We start from the raw sequence: 17,068 nt of genomic DNA, 5'->3' as shown, positions 1-17,068 counted from the left end.
GTAAGGGTATGTCGGTGGACGCCCATAGACTCATGGTCATGGACCACGATTCACTGGAGAGACTGCGTGAGCACAGCGCTGCCTGGCGCGTGCTGCGTGCGGATAACGCACTCCTCATCCTGTCGTTCCTCGGTTCCTTCTTCGTCGATGACAACCGCGGGGCGGCGCCCGTTAGCCAGATAGCTGCCGCCCTCGACGATCATCTTTACGACCTGAACACGCGAGTGGACCTTGGCCGAACCGGGGAGGCTGCCGCGGACCGCGCGCCGCTGCGCTACCCCAAGGAAGCCACATCGTACCTGGACGACTGGGCAGCCGCGGGAATGCTGCGGCGGTTCTATCCGCAGCAACTCGAGGAGGTCCACTTCGAAGTCACCCCGGCCTTCGAGAAGGCCTACCAGTGGGTCAATTCCCTGTTGACACGACCCTTCGTTGGAACTGAGTCACGCTTGCACACCGTGGTGGAATTGCTCCGCCAGATCGCACACGGGACCGAAACCGACCCGCAGACGCGACTTGCCGAACTGCACCGTCGGCGGGCCGAAATTGACGCCGAGATCGCCTCGGTTGAGGCAGGCGACGTCGCTATCTTGGATGAAACCGGAATCCGTGATCGCTACCAACAACTGTCCACCACTGCCCGCGACCTACTCGCAGACTTCCGCGAGGTGGAAGCGAATTTCCGTCAGCTTGATCGCAGTGCGCGGGAAAAGATTGCCGCCTGGGACGGAGCTAAGGGCGAACTGCTGGGCGACCTCATCGGGACACGGTCCCAAATCGCCGGTTCTGACCAGGGACGTAGCTTCCAAGCCTTCTACGATTTCCTGCTCTCGCACGCCCGCCAGGAGGAACTAGCCGATCTCTTGGCCAAGGTGTCCACTCTTGACAGCATCGTCGTGGAACCGCGTATCCAGACGATCCACCACGACTGGTCCGAAGCGGCCGAGCGCACCCAGCGCACTGTCAGACAGATATCCGATCAACTGCGACGATTCCTCGATGACCAGGTGTGGCTGGAAAACCGCCGGGTGCTGGACTTGGTGCGAGAAATCGAATCGCTCGCCTTGGCCGCGCGCGAGGACCCACCCGCGGCCGGGATAGAAATCGATCTGCCGGGAATAGAAATCGCATTGCCATTCGAACGCCCTCTTTACAAGGTTCCCGCGCCTGTCACCGTGGACAGTCACGTCGAGGGTGCGAAACAGGCCGCCGACGCCGACGCGCTCTTCACTCAGACCTACATCGATCAGGCACGGCTAGTCGCGAACATTCGCGGACTGCTATCTCCGCGCACCGAGGCGGATCTAACTGACGTGGTCTCGCTCTACCCGATTGAGCAGGGGGCGGCGGAGATCGTGGGCTACCTGGCCATCACGGATGACGAGGTCAGCGTGGAAATGGACGAATCCGAGCGTTCGGTGCTCGAATACCGGGACCCGAACAGGCCGGACGGAACGAAGAGGGCACGGCTACCCCGAGTGACGGTGAAGCGAGGATGAACCGATGACAGACGAGCGAGCAGTGGCCGAGGCAGCCATCAAACTCATGCGCGGTGTGGTGTACAAGGATGCGGACGAGTCGGTCTGGCTGACATTGGAACGCGCCGGGGGCGCGGTGCGCGATCACTTCGCGACCATTGGCGTCGAGATAGTGATGGACGACTCCGAGGGGTACGCGTTTTTGCGTTCGCGGCCACCTGAGGCGGACGAGGACGAGTTCCGGCGGCTCGTGCACCGCCGCGCCCTGACCTACAACGTGAGCCTGCTGCTGATCCTGCTACGCAAGCGGCTCTTGGAATTCGAGACGACGGACGGCGACGGTAAGCTCGTCCTGACTACGGAGCAGATCGTGGAGATGATCCGCGTCTTCCAAACCGAATCCACCAACGAGGCCCGCTTGGTTGATCAGGCGGAGACGACCATCAAGAAGGCGGCAGAACTCGGTTTCTTGCGGTTGATCCGCGGGCAATCCGATCATTGGGAAGTCAAGCGCATCCTCAAGGCGTACGTTGACGCGCAGACCCTGAACGACTTCGCCGCGACACTGCGCGAATACGCGGGCGTCGCGGGCCACGACTCAAGGGCTAGGGTCCAAGCCACTGCGGATGAGCGGGGGCCGCGATGAGCGAGGGTCTGTTTTCGACGGTCGAATTGAGCGGCGAATCACGCGCCGGCTACCGGCTACACGACCTGGAGGTCTTCAACTGGGGGACGTTCCACGAAGCGGCGTGGCGTTTCACGCTCGGCGGGGATACCGCATTGCTGACCGGTGACATCGGGTCGGGCAAATCGACACTTGTCGACGCGATGACCACGCTCCTGATCCCCGCTGGCAGGGTTGCCTACAACCGGGCGGCCGGGGCGGACTCCCGCGAACGCACGCTGCGTTCCTATGTGGAAGGGCACTATAAATCGGAGCGGATCGAATCGTCAGGGCGCTCGCGGGCCCGCGGACTGCGCGAAGGCGCCCGTACATACTCGGTAGTGCTCGCGGTCTTTGTCAATGAGGGCCACGGCGAACAGGTCACGATCGCGCAGGTCTTTCAGCAGCGCGAACCCGGGAAGCCGCCGCATCGGTTCTACGTCACCGCGAAGCGCGCGCTGTCGATCGAGGACGATTTCGCTGACTTCGGCAATGATCTCAAAGACCTGCGCAAGCGGCTGCGCGGCGATGGTGCACAGATATTTGACGACTTTCCAAAGTACTCGACGGAGTTGCGGCGCCTGCTTGGCGTGCGGTCCCCCCAGGCGCTCGAACTCTTCCACCAGACGGTCTCCATGAAATCGGTCGGGAACCTCAACGACTTCGTGCGCGACCACATGCTCGAACCCGCCGATACGGACACGCGAGTCGCAGAGATCATCGGTCACTTCGATAATCTGACGAAGGCGTACGAGGCAGTCAAACGGGCGCGGGATCAGCTCGAGGCGCTCGCTCCCGTCGTCGAATCTGCCGCAAAATACGAGGATGCGATCGACCGCAGGGCGGCGCTGGGACGCGAGCGCGACGCCGTGCGCCTGTTCATGGCGGAATTGCGTGCGGAACTCCTCGCACGGGAGATCGCCGAATTCGAGGCCAAAATCGCCGGCCTCGAACGGGATCGATCCGACGCTGAAGCCGCCACGGCGGATCTCACCGCCCGCCGCGAAGCGCTGATTGAGGAACGGGCGCGCAGCGGCGGCGACCGGATCGCGGAACTCGAACGACTCATCGGGCAGGCACGTGCGCTCGCCGAGACTCGCCGGGCCTCCCGCGCCACGTTCGACGCTGCCGTGCAGCGCTCGGGGTTTGGCCCCGTCACCGGGAAGGACGAGTTCCACGCCCTCCTTGCGCGCCGGCCCGCCGAGACAAACCGGGTGGCTACCGCGTTGGAAGAAACCCGCGCGCAGAATTGGGCGGCGATCGCGGCCGGGGAGGATCTAAAAACCCAAGTCGGGGCGCTCAAGTCCCTGATCGACAGCCTGCGCGGACGGGCAAGCAACCTCCCGGATGATCAGGTGCAGCTCCGCGACCAGCTGTGCGCCGATCTTGGGCTCACCGCGAACGACCTGCCCTACACAGGGGAACTGATCGACGTCGCCGAAGATCACGCGCAGTGGCGGGGGGCCGCGGAGCGCGTGCTGCGCGGGTTTGCGCTTTCCCTCCTCGTCCCGCAGCGACACTATGCGGCCGTCACCTCGTGGGTCAACGAACGCGCCCTCACCGTGCGGCGGCGTGGCGGCACGATCGGAGCGAAACTCGTCTTCGAACGTGTCCCGGAACGACGAATCGCGACCCGGCGCCAGAGCAACGCAGAACTCGTCCTTGCTGACTGCCTGGAAACCAAAGAGGGGCCGTTTAAGGGCTACCTGGTGGACGAATTGGCCCGGCGCGCCGACCACCTGTGCGCGCGGACGATCGAGGAGTTTCGGCAGGCCGAGCGCGCAGTGACTCGCGAAGGCCAGGTGCGGTCCCGGGAGAGGCACGAAAAGGACGACAGGTATGCCGTGAACGACCCCCGCCGCTGGGTGCTGGGCTGGGCGAACGAACCCAAAATTGCCGCACACGAATCGGACCGAGAGCAACTCGAGAAGGATCTGGTGGTGGCGCGAGCGCGGGAAGCCGAGTTGGATGTGCGCTTGCGCGCACTGCAAGAACAACGCGACGCATTGCGGGATCTTGACGGGTTCGAGCGCTGGCAGGATCTGGACGCGGCCGAGGCAGAGGACCAGGGCGCGGAATGCGTCGCGGAAAGGGAACGGCTTCTTTCCGGGTCGACGCGGCTCGCGGAGATCGAGGCGGAACTCGTCCGCCTGGCGACCAAGGCCAAAGGCCTCACCGTGCAAGCCAACGCGCTCACGTCCGCCATCGCCACGACGTTGGCGGCCGCCGACCGCGCCCGGCAAGATTGCTCGAATGACCTCGCGGTGATCTCCCGTGCGTCGCAGGAGAGCCTGGCGCAGGCGCGGGCCGAATACGATTCGATCCGGCAGCGGCTCGGCCGGGAAGTCCCCGCGCTAGCGGATCAGTGCGAATCGGTCGAGGCGGCGCTCACCGAGGACCTCCACCGCCGGATTGAAAGGCTGTCCAGCGAGCTCAATGGGCACAGCCTGAACCTGACGCAGCACATGCGCACCGTGCTGGAGCGGTGGCCGGAACTGCGAGCCGAATTGGACGTGGACGTCAACGCGCGCGGCGCATTCGTCGCCTTCCGCAACCAGGTGGCCACCGATGACCTGCCCGGATTCGAAGATGAGTTCAAGCGGCAACTCAATACCAACGCCATCCAGGAACTGGCGGGTTTCAGTAACTGGTTGGGGCGACAGGCCGGACAGATCGATGACCGGATCAGGACCGTGAACGAGGCGCTCAGCGCGGTGCCTTTCAACCCGGGGCGGTTCATTCGCCTGGAAAAGGAACTGACGACCAACCACGATGTGGTGCAGTTCAAATCGGACCTGCGGGCGCTGACAGATGACGCCCTGGCCGACGCCGATGGGCAGTATTCCGAGCAACGCTTCCTTGACGTGCGGCGCATTATCGAGCGGTTCCGTGGGCGCGAGGGATTCGCCGAGGCGGATAAGCGATGGACCAAGCAGGTCACGGATGTGCGCAATTGGTTTGTCTTCGCGGCCTCCGAGCGCGAGCAGGATGGCGACCTGGAAGTTGAGCACTATTCCGATTCGGATGGGAAATCCGGCGGGCAGAAGGAGAAATTGGCGTACACGATCCTGGCGGCGTCGTTGGCGTACCAGTTCGGGCTCGAATGGGGAGCGGCCAAATCGAAAGATTTCCGGTTCGCGGTGATCGACGAGGCATTCGGGCGCGGGTCTGACGCATCGACGCGATACGCGCTGGAACTCTTCGCGAAGCTAGGCCTGCAATTGCTGATCGTGACGCCGCTGCAAAAGGTGCACGTGATAGAGCCGTACGTGCGCGCGATCGGGTTCGTCGACAACCCCACCGGGAGCGCGTCGCGCCTGCGCACCATGACGATCGAGGACTACCGGGAACGGCAGGGTGGGAGCGAGTGAGCGATCGATGGACGAGCCCGGGCGACGTTGCTGCCCGGGTGCGGCGCCGGTGGGCCGACGGCACGCTCCTGCGGGCGCTGGCGCGCGGGGATGCGCTGGATCCGATCGAGGTGCCCTTGCGCGGGCCCCGCGCGTCCGAGATCGGAGACGACGTGGCCGCGGTGCGCGCCTGGATCGCCGCCGTCGAGGCGGGTGGGCGTGCGGGGCGGCGGTATGACTTGGTCTGGGGGCAGATCGGCGGGCGTAACTTCGGCCGCAACCGGGTCCCCACGCGCGCGGTGGTTGGTTCGTTCGACCAGGCGTGGGATCTGCTCGGGGAGGGCGCCGCGATCGAACGATTCGAGGCCGTGCTTCGCGTGTCGCGCCCGCACCCCGCGGTGTTCGAGTGGGTGGTGCAGCACCCCCTGAGGGCGCTTGATGTGGCGGACGAGTTTCGAGACATTGTCGCCGCGTACGTGTGGTTGGACGCTCACCGCGGATCGGCGCGCTACCTGCGCGAGATCAGTGCGCCGGGTGTCGATACCAAGTTCGCCGAGCGGCACCGCAGGGTGCTTGCGCAGATGCTGGGCGTCTCCGGTGCCGCGGACGGATTCATCGCCGAACTGGGGCTGGCCGCGCGTCCGGGCCTCGTGCGGATGCGCGTGGGCGCAGGCGTGCCCGGTTGGCCGCTGGGGCTCAGCGAGGCGGCGGTGCGCACTGCGGAACTTGCGCAGGTGCCCCTTGCACCGGCCCGTGCGCTCATCGTTGAGAACGAGGTCACCTATCTCAGCGTGCCCGTGCCGGACGACGGCGTGGTCCTGTGGGGCAGGGGTTTCGACGTGGCGCAAGCCGGAAGCCTGCCGTGGCTGTCGGGAATCGAGGTGCGGTACTGGGGCGACCTTGATACGGCGGGCTTCGGCATCCTCAGCCGCTTGCGCGCACGTGTGCCGCACGCCGAATCGGTACTGATGGACCGGGCCACGTTGTTGGAGCACCGCGCGCGGTGGGTACGCGAGCCGGCACCGAGCCGCGCGGATCTTCCCTGGCTCACCGCGGCCGAGCGGGCGCTGTATTCCGACCTCGTCTCGGATCGGTTCGGGCCGGCAGTGCGCCTTGAGCAGGAACTTATCGGGTGGCAGTGGGTGCTGGCCGCGCTTTGAGCGCGCTGCTTTTGCCGCAAGACCGCCACCTCCGGCGCCAAAGCCGAACCTGTAAAAATCGGCCGGAAAAATTTACAGGTTCGCGGAATGTGTAAAGCGGGTTTACATGTCAGGGCGCGGGCGTCATTGGTTTGAATCTGGTCTTCGGCGTTCGCGGGGAGGACGAGTTCTCTGTCACTGCTGCGCCGCTAGTGCACCTTATGGTGACTGCGGAGAGCCGCGATCGAGAGACGCGCGGCCAGACTCGGCAACTGGGAAAGTGACCTCATCACCGGGACGCGAAACCAATCCGCAATCGGTACGCTCTTCGAACGCGCCACCAGATTCGCGCTCCTGCACGGCTTTCCTGACCACCACGATTGTGAAGCTGTCGAAAAAGCCATCATCGCCAAAAATGGCGAACCTGCCCGAGTTCCTATGCAACTCGCTTGCCTGGGATCGAGGCAGCGAGTTTGCCCTCCATAAAGACATCAGCAACGCACTTGATCTCGATGTCGACTTCGGTGGCCCGCACTCACCCTGGCAGCGTGGCGCGAACGAGAACACCAACAGGCTCTTACAACAATACTTCCTAAGAAGCACCAACTTGAGCGCCTACTCCGAAAGCTACTTCGACGCGGTCGCCGACGAACTCAATGACCGCCCACGCAAGACCACCGGCTGGCGAAAATCCGCCGATGCTATACCCGAACTCATCAACAAAAACTGCTAACCTGCAGGTGTTGCAGCTACCGCTAAAACTCGCCGAAGGGAATCAGTCGCCGTGCGAAGCGAGGGTGCGGAGCAGGGAGCGATTGATGTAGAGGACCTCGCGCCCGACGCGACGTTCGTCTAGCACGTCGGCGTTCGTGAGTTCCTTGAGCCACTTTGTCGCTGTTGGCCGGGAAACCCGTGCGATCTCCATGACGTTCCGAACACGCGTGTATGGCTGCTCCATGAGGGTGCGAACAAAGTCCGCATTCACAGCGCCAAGATGCGCGCGGCACGCGTCAGTCAGTTCGGTCTCCACGGCGAAGACTTGACTAATGAGCGCAACGGTTCGCTTGGCGCTCCGCTCCACTTGGAGTGCCATGTAGACTAGCCAGCCCTCCCAGTCCCTCTCGGCCGTTACAGCTAGTAGGCGCCGGTAGTACTCGTCCTTAGTTTCGATGATTTCGCGAGAAAGGTATAGCAGTGGAAGAGGGAGAATGCCGGCCGCGCAGAGCATGAGTACGTTGACGATGCGCCCCGTGCGACCGTTGCCGTCCGTAAACGGGTGAATTGCCTCGAATTGATAGTGCGCGATCGCCATTGCGAGCACCGGATCTAGGTCGCGTGTGCCGGGCAGATCGGCGTTGACGAAGCGCGACCAGTTGTCCAGCAAGTCCTTGATCGCTGTGGGGGCGGCCGGTGGCGTGTACACCCGTGTTTGCGATACAGGGTCGCCGATGACGACCGGAGTGGTACGGGCGCTAACCGCGTGCCCGCGGATTTGGGCGCAGATGCGCTCGGTGGTGGCGGCAGTGAGCGGCCTTGCACGCACCTCGTCCCACCCGATGCGAAGCGCGGATCGGTACCGCAGCGTCTCGCGCGTGGCCGAGGTCTCCAGAGCGGGAGCGGCGGCGGCGGCGAAGAGGTCATCTGTGGTCGTAACGATGTTCTCGATCGCAGAACTCGCTTGGGCCTCGAGAAGTGGAATGGCATTGATGATGATGGAAGCGTTGGGAAGATGGGCCGCCGATGCGCTCAAGGTTGCCAGTGCTGCGCGGCTTTCGATGACCGCCTTGAGCACAGCGTGAGTCTCCACGGCGGCCGCTGGTGGTAGCGGCGGCAGCGAGTCGTACGCGGAGTTCGGCGACCAAGGCATTCCAACACGATAGCCGAACCTGTAAGAAATTGGCAGAAAAGTTTGCAGGTTCGCGGAACGTGTAAAGCGGGTTTACATTTCAGGGCGCGGGGCGCTATTTGGTTCAACCTGGTCTTCGGCGTTCGCGCGGAGGACGAGTTCCCCGTTGCTGCTCCGCCGCTAGCGCTCCTTGTGGTGACTGAGGGGAGTCGCGCTGGAGGGACGCGCGGGTTGCATTCCAAGTTGCGCTCATAAGATCGATCTATGAGCCTGGTGGTCGAGTACGAACGTGCCACGCATGATGCCGAGATCGCGCGGCTGCGCCGTGTGCCCGCGCTGCGCGCCATGTTGGGCGAAGCGGAATTTGTCAAGGCGAATCGCAACGTGTCATCGCCGCACGATTCGGTGTTACACAGCTCGCGATCAGTTACCAAGTCGCCCACGAACGTGCCGATGGCGTCCTGCCGCCCCACGCGGTGCGAACTGGCGTACTTCGACAGTGAGATTGCGCAGGAGGCTGGCGACTCGCTCATGATCAAGCTTGGGCAGGCTGCGAAGACACACTTTCGAGGCAAAACGGGGACTGAGCCAGTTGCCAAGGACGGGGCCCGTCGATGGTGAGCGCGTTGTCTCCACTTCGCCGCTCTTTGTGTAACCGCACGCGATGGCCAAATGCATTCGACAACGCGGCATCTTCTCCGTCTGGAGCGCCCTGGGTTTGTTGGAGACTCCAGAGTTATGGAACGAGAGTGGATTCATCCCCCGACGCAAGAGCATAGGACGCTGCTATTCGGCTGAAGAGAAAGCTACTGCGGTCTGGATGGTGCGTACTCTCCGCGCGGAGATCGGCACGAGTCAGGGAACGACGACGCGTGTGGCTGAGCAGCTCGGCTACGGCGTTGAGTCAGTGCGCTCCTGGGTGCGCCAGGCCCGATATCGATGACGGTGTGAAAGCCGGAGTTACGACCAACGAGCAAGCTCGCATGCGAGAACTCGAGCAAGAGGTGCGTGAACTCAAACGCGCGAATGAAATCCTCAAGCGTGCGGCGTCTTTCTTCGGGGCGGAGCTCGACCGCCACCACCGGAGCTAGTGCGATTCATCAACGCGAACAAAGACGATATCGTGGCCGGTCGAAGGCTCGGGGTCGAGCGCATCTGCAAGGTTGTGCAGGTGGCCCCGTCCACGTACTATGCCGCGAACAGCAGACCAGCCTCTGCTCGTCAAATCAGAGATGCAGAGGTCGCGCCCATGCTGCTCAAGATCTGGGAAGACAACTACTGCGTTTATGGGGTGCGCAAGCTCTGGAAAGCAGCGCAGCGGGCAGGCATCAATATCGGTCGTGATCAGGTTGCCAGGCTGATGAAAGTGCTCAAGATCGAGGGAGCACGCCGTGAGAAGCGGGTGAAGACTACGAAGCCTGACCCTAGGATGCCGAGGCATCCTGATCTCGTGAACCGGGTCTTCAAGGCCGATGCGCCGAACCAATTGTGGGTGACCGATCTGACGTTCGTGCCGACGTGGCAGGGCGTCGCCTACGTGTGCTTCATCATCGACGCGTATAGTCGCGCGATCGTGGGTTGGCGGTGCGCGTCGAATATGAAGACCGAGACGGTGCTCGACGCGATCGAGATGACGCGCGGGTCACGCGGGAAGCATCTCCCTGAACTGCGCTGCCATAGCGATGCGGGGAGCCAATTCACGTCTATTCGCTACCGCGAACGCCTCGCAGAGATCGGGGCGACGCCCTCGATCGGGACTGTCGGCGACAGCTACGACAACGCTCTCGCTGAGACGGTGAACGGGTATTACAAGGCTGAGTTGGTGCGCGGGCCAGCGAAGTCTGGGCCGTGGAAAACGATTGATGATCTCGAACTCGCGACGCTGGGCTGGGTGTACTGGCACAACACTCAGCGCCTCCATGGATACCTCGGCGACGTGACGCCTGCAGAGTCCGACGCCACGTTCTATGCTGGTGTTGCCAGCGCCAAAGAACTGGTTGAAATCAAATGAACTGAGTCTCCAACAAACCCAGGGCGCTTCACTATCTCATCCTGCGCCCACACGCGCCCCGAGATAGGAGTCTCCGTGACCGATGAGCTTGACCGCAACGAACCCCTCGACCCTGACAGCGGCCCGCGACGCCTGCTGCTGCGTCCGCTCGTGCTGGTCGCCCTCGGCGGGGCCGCTAGCACCACGGCCCGCTACCTGCTCGGTGAGACGATCTCCGATGTAGCCGGGACGCCATTTGGGATCTTCGCCATCAACCTGACCGGCGCCTTCCCGCTCGGCTGGCCCATCGAAGCCCTCGCTCGCTACGGCCCCGATTCCGGCCGACGGCGCGACCTGCGGCTGCTGCTGGGCACCGGAGTCATCGGTGGGTTCACCACCTACAGCGCTCTTGCCGCCGACACGGCCGTCCTCCTGCGCGACGGCACCCCATGGCTCGCGGCCGCTCACAGCCTCGGCACCGTCCTGCTCGGCGCCGTGGCCACCATTGTCGGGATCGCCGTGGGACGACACCTTCCCTGCAAGCCCGGAGCCAACGCGTGACCCCGCTGCTCGTGCTGGCCGTCGCTGCTGCGGGCAGGATCGGCTCGGCCCTGCGCTACCTCACCGATAACGCCCTGCTCGCCCGAGTCCGACAAACCTTTCCCTGGGGCACCGCCATCGTGAACCTCACTGGCTCGTTCGTCCTCGGAGCCCTCACCGGTACTGCGACCACCTGGCTGCCCCACGACTGGCTCACGATCCTCGGCACCGGACTCATCGGCGGCTACACCACCTACAGCACCGCCAGCCTCGAAACCATCCGGCTCCTTCACGACCGGCGTCGTCGAGCCACCGCGCGCAACAGTCTCGGAGTTCTCGCTGCGTGCGTCGCCCTGGCGACCCTTGGGCTCGCCATCACCGCACGATGACGGGCGCACTATCGCCGCCCCGTACCCTGGCCCATTCATCCCTCTCGAATACGTCCACTGCACCGATAGAGGCTGCCGCGATAGAGGCCAAGGTCCGCTATCTACAGTATGAGCTTGGGAGGGTGCGGACGACCTCGGAACTTCCGGACGCTCGTCGCCCCAGGAGCGCGGAACTCCGGCGTCGTCGCGGGAACGTCCCAAAGTCCGACTTCGATGTCTAACCTGCCCGCCAGGTGCCCGGGAACGAACGGTGGGCCGTACAGTTGGGTTTTCGGTGGCGCGACTTCCCTCTTGCCCGGTTCACAGACGAAGCGATTAGCGCCGCGGGGCAAGCATAGGCACGTGCGGGCCGAGAACGTCGAGCGGGTCTGCGGTGGCGAGTGAGCGCCATGTGGACGTGCAGAAAGTTGCGCACGCCGCCCTCGGATGACCGTATGCAACCCCTCCAATTAGGCCACGTGGAGGGCATCAGCGCTTGCACGCCTTTCAAGAAGACCGTCTTGAACGAATCGGCAGCGTCGGTGAAGTCACCGGCGTGATGTGTAGTTCACCCGGTATGGTCCTACTAATGATCATGAGGGGCGTCGTCATGGCTCCACGACCACTTTCCCGGCGGTGTGCCCGGTCTCGACGACGGCCATCGCCTCCCGCGCGTCGGCCAGGCTGAATCGTTCGCGAACGTTTGGACTGACCAGCCCGTACTTGATCACCTCGGTGATCTTCGCCAACCCCTCACCGCTCAGCTCAACACCGGCGCCGCCCAGTTCGGTGGCGGTGGCCGGGTCGGCGGTGCTGACGATGTTCTGCGGGTCCTTGGCCACCGACGCAATGTCTCGCAGAGCGTCCCCGCCGACGAGGTCCACGATGAGGTCCACGCCCTCCGGAGCGAGGCGGCGCACGCGGTCGTTGACGCCGTCGCCCGACTCGATGAATGTGGCGCCGGTGGACTCCACCAGTTCCTTCTTCGAGGCGCTAGCCACGCCGAGCACGGTGAACTGGTGGACCTTGCCGATCTGGGCGGCCATCAGCCCGACGCCGCCGCCGGCACCGAGAATCAGCAGGCTCTGTCCGGCCTCCAGCTCGATCTGGTGGGTGACGTCGTAGGCGGTAGCGCCGGCGACGGGGATCGCCGCGGCGTCGGCGAAGGAGATCTCCTCGGGTTTCAGCACGGTGTTCTCGGCCGACAGCACCGTGTGCTGGGCGATGCCACCGTGGCCTGTGGCGGGCAGGCCGAGGACCTCGTCGCCCACGGCGAAGTCCTCCACGCCCTCACCGACCGCGGTGACCACGCCGGAGGCCTCGCGGCCCATCGGTGCCGGCAGCTTCCAATGGTGTCCGAGCCGGCCCTCGCGGATCTTCCAATCCGCCGGGTTCACACCGGCCGCCTTCACCTCGATCGCCACCTCACCGGGCCCCGGGACCGGTTGCTGCCGGTCGATGAGTTCCTGGGTTTCGGGGCCGCCGTAGTCTGTGAAGACCAGCGCTGTGGACATCTGTGTTCCTCCTGTTTCCTGCTGACGACTGAGCGATTCTCGTTTGCTGCTTCGACGCGGACCCCCGCCGGGAACCGGCGAGTCTCTCGCGTACGGCACTATGGCGCTCAGGATTGCGGCGGATCGTCCTCGCCGGCGGCCTCGGCCGCGTCGGCTGCTTCCTTGGTGGCGTAGGCGCCGTCCATGGCGTGCTCCGGCGGGGAGTAGATCGTGTAGAGCACCAGTGGTTCCTCCCCGGTGTTGCGGAAGTTGTGTTGGGTGCCGGCAGGCACCGCGCACTGGTGTCTCCGGCGTCGATCGGGTGGGTCTCGCCGTTTAGATCGGCCTCGCCGTTGCCGGAGATGAAGGTCAGGATCTGGTCCGTGTGCTCATGCACCTCGTCCCCGATCTCCCCGCCCGACGGGACGGTCATGAGGAGGATCTGGGAGTGTTCACCGGTCCAGAGGACCTTCCGGAAGTCCCGGTTCTCCTTCGCGATGTCCGCGATGGTGAAGTGCTCGACGTTTCCCTGGATGCTGAAATGCGTCTCGGTCATTTTCTCTGCCCTTCTGATTTGCGTTGTCGTTTGCTAGTTACTCATGTGAACGAGAGCCTGGGACGGACAGAGGCCCGGGTCCTCGGCGCGGCCGTCAGGCAGCGTCGACGGCCTCGCCTGCTGTTTCGCGCTCCTTGATGCGGGTGCGCTGGGACTTCGGCATCGCGGTCGAGTGTTTGTCGTTCCGCGTCAGCCTCATCGCGTTGGCGATGACCACCAGCACGGAGGCTTCGTGGACGAGCATGCCGACGGACATGGTCACCCCGCCGGCGAAGACGCCGGCCAGGAGCACCACCACGGTGATGAGGGCGATCGTGATGTTCTGCCGCATCACGGCCACGGTTCGCTTGGCCAGGCCAATTGACTCGGGCAGCTTGAGTAGGTTGTCGCCCATCAGGGCGATGTCCGCGGTCTCCACCGCCACGGCCGAGCCGGCCGCGCCCATGGCCACGCCGATGTTCGCGGTGGCCAGGGCCGGGGCGTCGTTGACGCCGTCGCCGACCATGGCGATCACATGGCCCTCGCGTTGCAACTGCGCGACCACGTCCAGCTTGTCCTCGGGTAGCAGGCTCGCATGGATCTCATCAATCCCCGTGGCCTTCCCGATAGCCTCGGCCACCAGTCGGGTGTCACCGGTGAGCATGACGACCTTCTCGACGCCGGCATCGTGCAGTCGGGCAACCATCTCGGGGGCGTCCTGGCGGATCTGGTCGGCCACGGCCACCACACCGATTGCCGTCCCGTCCACGGCCACGATCATCGGGGTCTTGCCGGCTGAGGCCAGCGACTCCGACGCCTGGGCGGCGTCGCTGTCGTCGTGGACGCCATACTGGTCCAGCAGCGGCGGGTTGCCGATCAACACCTGCTGGCCGCCCACGTCGGACACGATGCCTTTGCCGGGGACCGGGGTGACGGTGCCGGGGATGCCCTCTGGGGCGACGCCCTCGGCGCGGGCGGTGTCCAGGATTGGGCGGGCGAGCGGGTGCTCGGACCCGGCTTCGGCGGCTGCGGCCCATCGCAGCACCTCGGTGCGGTTCAGTGCGGGATCGAGTACGACAATGTCGGTCAGTTGAGGACGGCCCTCGGTGAGGGTGCCGGTCTTGTCCACGGCGACGGCCGTGATCTTCGCCGAGGTCTCCAGGTACTCGCCGCCCTTGATCAGGATGCCGTTGCGGGCGGCGCGGCCGATGCCGGCCACGATTGCAACCGGAATGGAGATGACCAGGGCGCCGGGGCAGCCGATGACCAGCAGGGTCAGGGCCAGCACTACGTCTCGGCTGATCAGGCCGGCCGCGAGGGCCAGCACCATGACCGCGGGGGTGTACCAGCGGGAGAAGCGGTCGATGAAGGCCTGGGTCTTGGCCTTGGCGTCCTGGGCCTCCTCCACACGGTGGATGATGCGGGCCAGGGTGGTGTCCGCGCCGATGCCAGTGGCCATCACCTGTAGGAACCCGCCTCGGGAGGCGGTGCCGGCGAAGACCTGGTCCGACTTGACCTTCTCGACCGGGATGGATTCACCGGTGATGGAGGCCTCGTCGATGGCGCCAGTGCCGGCGACGACCTGGCCGTCCACGGGAACCTTCGCACCGTTCTTGACCAGGACGATCTCGCCCATCCTCACCTGTCCGGCGGGGACCTCCAGCTGCTCGCCGTCGCGTAGGACGACGGCGAAATCCGGGGCTACGGCGACCAGTTCGGCCAGTGCCGAGCGGGTCTTGTTCAGGGTGGCCGCTTCCAGGGCGTGGCCGATGGCAAACAGGAATGTGACCGCCGCGGCCTCCCAGAAGTTGCCGATGATGACCGCGCCGATGGCCGCGACCGAGACGAGTAAGTCGATCCCAATCACGCGGCTCAGTAGGGCACGAACCGCCTTGACCACGATCCCATAGCCGGCGACCACGGCGGCGGCGAGCATGAAGACGTCCGCGAGGGTGAAGACCGCGCTGGCGTGGGTGGCGTGGGCACCGGCATCGAGCCACCACTGGGGGCTGACGGTGAGGTTGGCGGCACCCCCGGCCAGCCGCTGGACGGCGAACGAGATGATGATGAGCACGCCGGACACCACGGGAACCGACCAGTTCCCGTTGACCCATTTCTGGAGCCTGTTCACTTTCGAGTACGACCTTTCTGCTGCTGGTGCCAGCGGACCGAGAGTGCAACGAGGGAGGAGCGCGACGGCGCACGGGCCGCCAGCGCAGGTCCCTAGAAGCCTCAGAAGGCGGTAGGAGTGGCCTTGTAGCCAGCCTTTGCCACGGCGGCCACGAGGTCATCTACGGAGACGCGCTCTGCGTCGTGGTCGACCTCGATGCGGGCGGAGGCGAAGCGGACCTTCACGCTCTCGACGCCCTTGAGGCGACCGACCTGCTTCTCGATCTTCGCGACACAGGACGGGCAGGAGAAGCCCTCGGCCCTCAGGACGGTGTGCGTGGGAGTATGGGTTGAGGCAGTCATCAGGGGGTCCCTTTCGTATTCGTGTTCCTTTGCTGACGCCTTCACTGTAGGTTCGGCACGCACGGAACTCCTTGACCCAGATCAATTCCCGGGCGAATGGTTGCCGGGACCCCCGGTTGCGTTCCGCAGGCTTGCCACGGTGGTGCCCGGCCGTGGCGCGATAAACTTGAGGCATGTCCGAGGATGAGCTGTGCGTAGCCCGCGTCCCGATCTTCCAGGGGCTAACCCGCTCGGAACAGTTGCAGGTCGCGCGGTTCGCGCGCCCCGTGGTCGTAGCCAAGGGGCAAACCGTCTATGCCCCCGGGCAGCCGGCGCGCCGGTTGCTGGTGATACACAGTGGCCAACTCAAGGTCAGCCATACGGCAGCCAATGGCCAAGAACAGATCCTGCGAACGGTGACCGACGGCGATGTCGTAGGGGAGCGGGCCTTCCTGACGGGCCACCAACCGGACGACTTCGCCGTCGCGCTGGAGGAGAGCCGGATGTGCGTCTTCGACCACTCCGACCTCTCGGCCTTGCTGCGCGACTACCCCGACATCAGTCAGCGGATGCTGCGCACCCTGTCTGACCGGCTCTCCTCCGTCGAGCGGCTCCTGACCGCGATCACATCCAGTGATGTCAGCGCCCGCATCGCGGCCTACCTGCTGGATCTACCGGGCGACATGCGCGACGGCGTGGCCACAGTGCGGCTACCGATGGCCAAGCGGGAAATCAGCGCCTACCTGGGCACGACACCGGAAACCCTGAGCCGACGCCTCGCCGCACTGGCCGCCTCCGGCATCATCGAACTCCACGGACGCCGTGACATCACCATCCTTGACATCGACGCGCTCGAACGCACCGCCGCCCCCTGAAGCTGGGTCACCCCAGCGGTACGCCAATCGATGCGACCCCCGGCCTCCCACACCATTGCCGATCCGCCCCCCGGAGGGCCGATCCCCGCACCACGGCCCACCTCCTGGTCACCCCCCGGCGGTGGATCTTGCACGAGTTCATTGGCGTCGTGCACCTGTCGCCGTCCCAGTTCGGCCGGATCTTCGTCGATGTCTACGGCACGAAGAAGATGACCTACCTGGCGACCCTACGCGCGGAGCACCTGGCCCGCCTGTTGCGCGAAACGAGTCTGGCTGTCGTCATGGACAGCCCGGCTGACAAGCGGGTCTAGCACGTCGCGCTCAGCGCATCTGGACGAA

General features: G+C 64.8%; 13 protein-coding genes and 3 pseudogenes. 11 read left to right on the top strand and 5 right to left on the bottom strand.

Annotated elements, in window-relative coordinates; all coding sequences use genetic code 11:
- Window positions 1-38: 38 nt before the first annotated feature.
- From FB389_RS03235 to FB389_RS03215, 5 genes and pseudogenes are all read left to right on the top strand, one after another.
- Window positions 39-1,499 carry a DUF3375 domain-containing protein gene (locus tag FB389_RS03235; RefSeq protein WP_142111330.1) on the top strand — a complete coding sequence of 487 codons (1,461 nt, stop codon included), beginning with the start codon at window positions 39-41 and terminating at the stop codon, window positions 1,497-1,499.
- 4 nt (window positions 1,500-1,503) lie between these two features.
- On the top strand, window positions 1,504-2,124 hold the full coding sequence (locus FB389_RS03230) for a DUF4194 domain-containing protein (RefSeq protein ID WP_142111329.1): 621 nt from the start codon (window positions 1,504-1,506) through the stop codon (window positions 2,122-2,124).
- Entirely contained in the window at window positions 2,121-5,513 is a 3,393-nt protein-coding gene (locus tag FB389_RS03225) for an ATP-binding protein (RefSeq protein WP_142111328.1), read from the top strand. Before FB389_RS03230 ends, FB389_RS03225 begins: the two co-directional genes overlap by 4 nt.
- Window positions 5,510-6,652, top strand: a complete 1,143-nt coding sequence (locus FB389_RS03220) for a Wadjet anti-phage system protein JetD domain-containing protein (RefSeq protein ID WP_142111327.1) — start codon at window positions 5,510-5,512, stop codon at window positions 6,650-6,652. The genes FB389_RS03225 and FB389_RS03220 overlap by 4 nt, the downstream gene beginning before the upstream one ends.
- Before the next feature lie 210 nt (window positions 6,653-6,862).
- Window positions 6,863-7,364 (top strand): annotated as a pseudogene (locus FB389_RS03215) (IS30 family transposase); the annotation flags it as partial.
- A gap of 42 nt (window positions 7,365-7,406) precedes the next feature.
- Here FB389_RS03215 and FB389_RS03210 read toward each other — a convergent pair.
- Complete coding sequence (locus FB389_RS03210) at window positions 7,407-8,498, bottom strand: Fic family protein (protein ID WP_142111325.1); 1,092 nt, start codon at window positions 8,496-8,498, stop codon at window positions 7,407-7,409.
- A 243-nt stretch (window positions 8,499-8,741) separates the two neighbouring features.
- Between FB389_RS03210 and FB389_RS03205 the strand changes: the two genes are divergently transcribed.
- The 4 genes and pseudogenes from FB389_RS03205 (at window position 8,742) to FB389_RS03190 (ending at window position 11,396) form a co-directional block, all read left to right on the top strand.
- Window positions 8,742-9,098 carry a hypothetical protein gene (locus FB389_RS03205; RefSeq protein ID WP_142111324.1) on the top strand — a complete coding sequence of 119 codons (357 nt, stop codon included), beginning with the start codon at window positions 8,742-8,744 and terminating at the stop codon, window positions 9,096-9,098.
- A gap of 199 nt (window positions 9,099-9,297) precedes the next feature.
- Window positions 9,298-10,488, top strand: a pseudogene (locus FB389_RS03200) (IS3 family transposase).
- A 75-nt stretch (window positions 10,489-10,563) separates the two neighbouring features.
- Entirely contained in the window at window positions 10,564-11,028 is a 465-nt protein-coding gene (locus FB389_RS03195; protein ID WP_246043495.1) for a fluoride efflux transporter FluC, read from the top strand.
- Window positions 11,025-11,396 carry a fluoride efflux transporter FluC gene (locus FB389_RS03190; protein WP_142111323.1) on the top strand — a complete coding sequence of 124 codons (372 nt, stop codon included), beginning with the start codon at window positions 11,025-11,027 and terminating at the stop codon, window positions 11,394-11,396. Before FB389_RS03195 ends, FB389_RS03190 begins: the two co-directional genes overlap by 4 nt.
- Before the next feature lie 587 nt (window positions 11,397-11,983).
- On the opposite strand, the gene FB389_RS03185 is transcribed toward FB389_RS03190, so the two are convergent.
- The 4 genes and pseudogenes from FB389_RS03185 to FB389_RS03170 form a co-directional block, all read right to left on the bottom strand.
- Complete coding sequence (locus tag FB389_RS03185; protein ID WP_142111322.1) at window positions 11,984-12,889, bottom strand: NADP-dependent oxidoreductase; 906 nt, start codon at window positions 12,887-12,889, stop codon at window positions 11,984-11,986.
- Window positions 12,890-12,996: 107 nt separating this feature from the next.
- A pseudogene (locus FB389_RS03180) lies at window positions 12,997-13,424 on the bottom strand (cupin domain-containing protein).
- A gap of 94 nt (window positions 13,425-13,518) precedes the next feature.
- Complete coding sequence (locus tag FB389_RS03175; protein WP_142111321.1) at window positions 13,519-15,534, bottom strand: heavy metal translocating P-type ATPase; 2,016 nt, start codon at window positions 15,532-15,534, stop codon at window positions 13,519-13,521.
- A 101-nt stretch (window positions 15,535-15,635) separates the two neighbouring features.
- Window positions 15,636-15,875: a heavy-metal-associated domain-containing protein gene (locus FB389_RS03170; protein ID WP_142111320.1), complete on the bottom strand. Its 240-nt coding sequence runs from the start codon at window positions 15,873-15,875 to the stop codon at window positions 15,636-15,638.
- 173 nt (window positions 15,876-16,048) lie between these two features.
- On the opposite strand from FB389_RS03170, the gene FB389_RS03165 reads away from it, so the two are divergent.
- Together FB389_RS03165 and FB389_RS10665 are read left to right on the top strand one after the other, a co-directional pair.
- Window positions 16,049-16,729 (top strand): Crp/Fnr family transcriptional regulator, encoded by a 681-nt coding sequence (locus tag FB389_RS03165; protein ID WP_142111319.1) that lies wholly within the window; start codon window positions 16,049-16,051, stop codon window positions 16,727-16,729.
- A gap of 128 nt (window positions 16,730-16,857) precedes the next feature.
- Complete coding sequence (locus tag FB389_RS10665; RefSeq protein ID WP_246043494.1) at window positions 16,858-17,040, top strand: helix-turn-helix transcriptional regulator; 183 nt, start codon at window positions 16,858-16,860, stop codon at window positions 17,038-17,040.
- Window positions 17,041-17,068: the final 28 nt, after the last annotated feature.

Source organism: Rarobacter incanus (assembly GCF_006715765.1).
Lineage (GTDB): Bacteria > Actinomycetota > Actinomycetes > Actinomycetales > Cellulomonadaceae > Rarobacter > Rarobacter incanus.
The sequence above is the reverse complement of the archived record's forward strand: the minus strand, read 5'-3'. Positions and strand labels throughout refer to the sequence as shown.

Bases quoted from the DNA above. Each gene is read 5' to 3' on its own strand.
- FB389_RS03235 (WP_142111330.1), top strand. From the start codon at position 39: ATGGACCACGATTCACTGGAGAGACTGCGTGAGCACAGCGCTGCCTGG.
- FB389_RS03230 (WP_142111329.1), top strand. From the start codon at position 1,504: ATGACAGACGAGCGAGCAGTGGCCGAGGCAGCCATCAAACTCATGCGC.
- FB389_RS03225 (WP_142111328.1), top strand. From the start codon at position 2,121: ATGAGCGAGGGTCTGTTTTCGACGGTCGAATTGAGCGGCGAATCACGC.
- FB389_RS03210 (WP_142111325.1), bottom strand. From the start codon at position 8,498: ATGCCTTGGTCGCCGAACTCCGCGTACGACTCGCTGCCGCCGCTACCA.
- FB389_RS03205 (WP_142111324.1), top strand. From the start codon at position 8,742: ATGAGCCTGGTGGTCGAGTACGAACGTGCCACGCATGATGCCGAGATC.
- FB389_RS03185 (WP_142111322.1), bottom strand. From the start codon at position 12,889: ATGTCCACAGCGCTGGTCTTCACAGACTACGGCGGCCCCGAAACCCAG.
- FB389_RS03170 (WP_142111320.1), bottom strand. From the start codon at position 15,875: ATGACTGCCTCAACCCATACTCCCACGCACACCGTCCTGAGGGCCGAG.
- FB389_RS03165 (WP_142111319.1), top strand. From the start codon at position 16,049: ATGTCCGAGGATGAGCTGTGCGTAGCCCGCGTCCCGATCTTCCAGGGG.